Source organism: Okeania hirsuta, from assembly GCF_003838195.1.
Lineage (GTDB): Bacteria > Cyanobacteriota > Cyanobacteriia > Cyanobacteriales > Microcoleaceae > Okeania > Okeania hirsuta.
In genome coordinates, this window is the sequence record NZ_RCBY01000355.1 from 1 (window position 1) to 5,396 (window position 5,396).

The 5,396-nt window shown below is 38.0% G+C and carries 5 protein-coding genes; all 5 read left to right on the forward strand.

From position 1 onward, the window contains the following. Positions 1 to 345 precede the first annotated feature (345 nt). The 5 genes from D5R40_RS29980 to D5R40_RS30000 all read left to right on the forward strand — a co-directional run bounded on the left by D5R40_RS29980 (position 346) and on the right by D5R40_RS30000 (position 5,104). Positions 346 to 819, forward strand: a complete 474-nt coding sequence (locus tag D5R40_RS29980) for a hydrogenase maturation protease (protein ID WP_124146229.1) — start codon at positions 346 to 348, stop codon at positions 817 to 819. 184 nt (positions 820 to 1,003) lie between these two features. Next, positions 1,004 to 3,292, forward strand: coding sequence for a formate C-acetyltransferase (gene pflB, locus D5R40_RS29985; protein ID WP_124146230.1), 2,289 nt, complete (start codon positions 1,004 to 1,006; stop codon positions 3,290 to 3,292). 152 nt (positions 3,293 to 3,444) lie between these two features. After that, positions 3,445 to 4,176: a pyruvate formate-lyase-activating protein gene (gene pflA, locus D5R40_RS29990; RefSeq protein WP_124146231.1), complete on the forward strand. Its 732-nt coding sequence runs from the start codon at positions 3,445 to 3,447 to the stop codon at positions 4,174 to 4,176. A 34-nt stretch (positions 4,177 to 4,210) separates the two neighbouring features. Beyond that, positions 4,211 to 4,528, forward strand: a complete 318-nt coding sequence (locus tag D5R40_RS29995; RefSeq protein ID WP_124146232.1) for a hypothetical protein — start codon at positions 4,211 to 4,213, stop codon at positions 4,526 to 4,528. A gap of 339 nt (positions 4,529 to 4,867) precedes the next feature. Then, entirely contained in the window at positions 4,868 to 5,104 is a 237-nt protein-coding gene (locus D5R40_RS30000) for a hypothetical protein (protein ID WP_124146233.1), read from the forward strand. The last annotated feature ends 292 nt before the right edge of the window (positions 5,105 to 5,396 follow it).

Below are 5,396 nucleotides of genomic sequence, written 5' to 3' on the forward strand. Positions count from 1 at the left end.
TGGAACGGCCATTTATACCCAGTTTCCTGGTTTAGTGGCCAACGAGTCACACAATTTCTATACGATAATTGATTTTATAGCGCTGCGCGCAGGCAACAGCTCCGGAAGGCAACAGCGGTGCGACCCCGCGACTATGCCAGCTCGCTTGCGGAATGCGCACTCCTGTGAGGCAATAGGGGGAATAAAAATCTGTTTGCGCAGCATCTCCGTTGGAATAATATAAGACTTTTAGCTATTGGACAATTCCTACAATTTGTAAATATGCCAGCGCACATTGCTATATTTTTATTTTTGGAGATGTCTACTTATAATTTAATTACTGCAATACAAAAATACTTATAAATTATGACTGAAATATTAGTAATAGGTTACGGTAATACTCTCCGCAGTGATGATGGTGCTGGTCAACGGGTGGCAGAGTTAGTAGCAGAGTGGGAATTTCAGAACATCCGATCGCTCCCAGTTCATCAACTTACTCCAGAATTGGCAGAACCTATATCTCAAGCAGAATTAGTTATTTTTGTTGATGTTTATCCGGCAACTTCTGAACAAGGTTTACAGATACATCAACTTTGCGTTCCCCACACTCCACACACTCTAGAAACGGGGGAACTTGAGAGTCAGGGTTTAAATATTGGGCATACAGGAGATCCGCGATCGCTACTTGCTCTTAGTCAATTTGTTTATAAAAATGTACCTCCGAGTTGGTGGATATTAATACCCGCAGTTAATTTTGAATTTGGGGAAGATTTTTCGAGGGAAACAGCTCAAGGAATTACAGATGCTTTAGCACAAATTCAACATATTTTTGTTAATTAAAGTTTAAAAGTTTTATTGACAATTTTTTTTTAATTTAGCAGTTATTTTCTCAAGTTTTTGTTATGTGCCAAAATCAAGTTTTGTAAAAAAACTTTAAGTGATAGTTCAATTAGCAAAAAATAGTTGGATAATAATAGTGAAGGAGGTGGGTGTTAAAGAATAGAAATACACTCAATAAAGTTTTATGGTTAGCAATATTAATACGGAACAAAACCTCTCGCAACTACAAAGCAAAATAACTTCAAAAGACGAAGCATGGCAAGGATTTAAACAAGGAACGTGGACAAAAGAAGTTAACGTTAGAGATTTTATTCAGAAAAATTATACTCCATATACAGGGGATGAATCTTTTCTGGAAAACATCAGTGAATCAACAGACTTTCTCTGGACTGAAGTTAAAGAATTAATGAACCAAGAACGGGAAAAAGGCATTTTAGATGCAGAAACGAAAATCCCTTCTGGTATTACTGCTTACGGGGCAGGTTACATCAATCAAAATTTAGAAAAAATTGTCGGTTTACAAACGAATAAACCCCTCAAAAGGGCAATTATGCCTTTTGGGGGCATTCGAGTGGTTGAGAAATCTTTAGAAGCTTATGGTTATCAAATAGATCCTCAAACCCATGAAGTGTTTACTCAATATCGTAAAACCCATAATGACGGGGTTTTCGATGCTTATACCCGGGAAATGCGGAAAGCTCGTCACTCTGGCATTATCACAGGTTTACCTGATTCCTATGGACGGGGACGTATCATTGGAGATTATCGTCGCATTGCCCTATATGGGGTTGATTTTCTGATTGAAGATAAACAGGAACAGTTGTATTCCCTTGAATACGATGTCATGGATGAGGAAGTAATTCGTTTACGAGAAGAAATATCAGACCAAATCAAAGCCTTGAAAAAATTGAAAACCATGGGAGCAAGTTATGGTTTTGATTTGGGAAATCCCGCAACGAATAGTCAACAAGCTGTACAATGGACGTATTTCGGATATTTAGCTGCTGTTAAAGAGCAAAATGGTGCAGCTATGTCTTTAGGACGTGTCTCTAGTTTCCTGGATATTTACATTGAAAGGGATTTGAAATCAGGAGCGATCGCTGAAGCTGAAGTTCAAGAATTAATCGATCAATTCGTGATGAAACTGCGGATGGTTCGCTTTTTGCGCGCTCCTGAATATAATCAGTTATTTGCAGCAGATCCGGTTTGGGTGACAGAAGTAATTGGTGGAATGGGAACAGATGGTCGTCCCCTCGTGACTAAAAATAGTTTCCGTTTCTTGCATACTCTCTACAATTTAGGACCTGCACCTGAGCCAAATTTAACGATTCTTTGGTCTGAACAGTTGCCCCGCGCTTTTCAACAATATTGTGCTAGGGTTTCCATTGATACCAGTTCTATTCAGTATGAAAATGATGACTTAATGCGTCCAGAATTTGGGGATGATTATGGTATCGCTTGTTGTGTCTCGGCAATGAGAATTGGTAAACAAATGCAGTTTTTTGGGGCACGAGTTAATCTAGCAAAAGCGTTACTCTACGCTATTAATGGTGGTAAGGATGAAAAACATGGCGATCAAATTGCCCCTGCTTATGCTCCTATTACCAGTGAGTACCTAGATTATGAAGAAGTGAAAGCTAAGTTTGATGTTTTGATGGACTGGTTAGCGAAATTGTATGTTAATAGTCTGAATGTCATTCATTATATGCACGATAAATATTGCTACGAAACTTTAGAAATGGCATTACACGACCGCGATGTATATCGAACTATGGCTTGTGGAATAGCTGGTTTGTCTGTGGTAGGAGATGCGCTGGCGGCAATTAAATATGGAAGTGTCAAAGTTATTCGGAATGAAGAGGGGTTAGCGGTTGATTACGAAGTGACAGGAGATTATCCAAAGTTTGGCAATAATGATGAGCGGGTTGACGAAATCACTTCTGGCGTTTTAAGCAGTTTTATGGATAAAATCCGCAAAAACAAAACCTATCGTCATGCAACACCTACTCAGTCAATTTTAACTATTACCTCAAATGTGGTTTATGGTAAGAAAACTGGCAGCACACCTGATGGACGAAAAGCAGGAGAACCATTTGCACCGGGAGCAAACCCCATGCACGGACGAGATACTAAAGGAGCGATCGCTTCTATGGCTTCCATTGCCAAATTACCTTATGAAAATGCTAAAGATGGAATTTCATACACATTCTCTATTGTGCCAGAAGCATTAGGGAAAACTGACGATGGAAAAGTCAACAATTTGGTAGGAATGTTAGATGGTTATTTCCACGACACGGGACATCATATCAATATTAACGTTCTCAACCGAGAAACTTTGCTAGATGCAATGAACCGTCCTGAAGAATATCCTCAGTTGACTATTCGAGTATCAGGTTATGCAGTTAACTTCATTAAACTGAGTCGTGAACAACAATTAGATGTGATTAACCGAACATTCCACAATCAGTTGTAGAAGGCAGAAGGCAGGAGGCAGGAGGAAAGAAAAGGTTAGAAAGGATAAAGTTTCTCGATCGCTGATTATTTTGTAGGGGTGAACAGCTGTTCACCTCTCCAATCTCCAATAATAAAAACAGGACTTAGGCATTTTCGAGAGGAGTAATTTACATGGGATCGACTGGCATTATTCATTCAATAGAGACTTGTGGGACGGTCGATGGTCCGGGAATTCGATTTGTTATTTTTACTAAAGGTTGTCCCTTAAGATGTTTATACTGCCATAATGCTGATTGTCGTCATACGGAAAATGGCAAGTCAATGTCTGTTGATGAATTGATTTTAGAAATTGAAAAATATCAGTCTTACTTTAAATTTTCTGGTGGCGGTGTCACGGTAACTGGTGGTGAACCTCTGATGCAGCCTGAATTTGTCAAAGAAATTTTTCAAAGATGTCGTCTGCTAGGAATTCATACTGCTTTAGATACATCGGGATATGTCCATTTGAACGTTGCTAAATCTGTTTTAGAATATACAGATTTGGTATTATTAGATATTAAATCTTTTGATCCAAAAATTTACCAGAAAGTAACCAATGTTTCTCTGGAACCAACCCTTAATTTTGCTCGGTATCTCAACGAAATTCATAAGCCAACATGGATAAGGTTTGTGTTAGTCCCTGACTTGACAGATCCCATTGATAATGTAACTGGATTAGCTGAATTTATAGAGCCTTTTGATAATGTTGAAAGAGTTGAAGTTTTACCCTTTCATAAAATGGGAGAATACAAATGGCAACAACTAGGATATGATTATCAACTCAAAACAACAGAACCTCCTTCAGATGAATTATTAGAAAGAACTATTAATATCTTCAAAAGTCATAACCTAATAGTTCAATAATGTGAGAAGGCAAAAGGTAGAGTGCAGATAAATAATGGCTGAAATATTAATAATAGGTTATGGGAATATTTTCTACAGTGATTATGGTGCAGGCAGAAGAGTAGCAGAGTTCGTAGCAAACTGGAAATTGTTGAATTTGCGATCGCTCCCTCTCCTCCAACTTACCCCTGACCTAGCAAAACCAATGTCTGAAGCCAAGTTAGTCATTTTTGTTGATGTTTATCGCCCTTGGGACTCGCCTGAATTACTTGTTGGTTATTACAATTACGCTCCACCCCTTCCTCACCTTAAAAATTGTGTGGGGCAAGTTGTAGATCCTCTATCGCTACTTGCTCTCAGTCAGTTTATTTAGGGCTTGCTGAATAAAGCTAAAAGTCAGTATAGCTAAGGCTTATGAGCTTTTTATATTCAGTTTATACCAATTTCATAAAATATTGCAAAGCGTGAAGACACAGGGAACAGGGAACACCGAAGCTGGGAACAGAGAAAGAAAAACATAAATATTAAAGAGGAAAAAAGGTGGAAATTTTAGAATTTATAGAATTTATAATTTTTTCTTTTAGGAATAAATCACAAATTAAGATGTAACTGCCTTTGCGTGAATTTGGTATTATATCGTCGTTCTTGGCTCTTATTGGCATCAATTTACTGAAATTTTCTGCTGAAATTCAAGAAAATTTCTTCACATAAAATGGCCGAAACTGTTGCCTGTTCCCCACACATCGACCCGTCTCCGCGTCTCCGCGTCCCCGTGTCCTACCTCCACCAACCAATTTTTTCAGCAGACCCTATTTACAGTTACGTACCTCCCGCTTGGTGGATATTAATTCCTGTATTCAATTTTCAATTTGGGGAGGAACTTTCTCCGATGGCAGAAATAGGTATTCACGACGCTTTAACACAAATTTTATTGTTAGATAAGTTTTAAAGCTTTTTTATTAATAAATCCCAAGAGTTAATTTTCAAAAGCCTTGTGTATTAAAAAATACATGACCCCCATTTTGTTCTCGTCCAATACCAACTCAACAAAAGATTTAGCAAAAAAAGCTGCATATAGGTGTAAAAAAAACATCAATTTTTAGAAGTAAGAAACAGGTAGAATATTCAAAATAGATCTAATTAATAAATTACTAAACCTAAAAAGCTTCGGGAGGAAGTACGCAGTGCCCGTTTTAACGGCTGGTTGAATAACGACACGCGGGTAATAAAGCGGAGTGAAG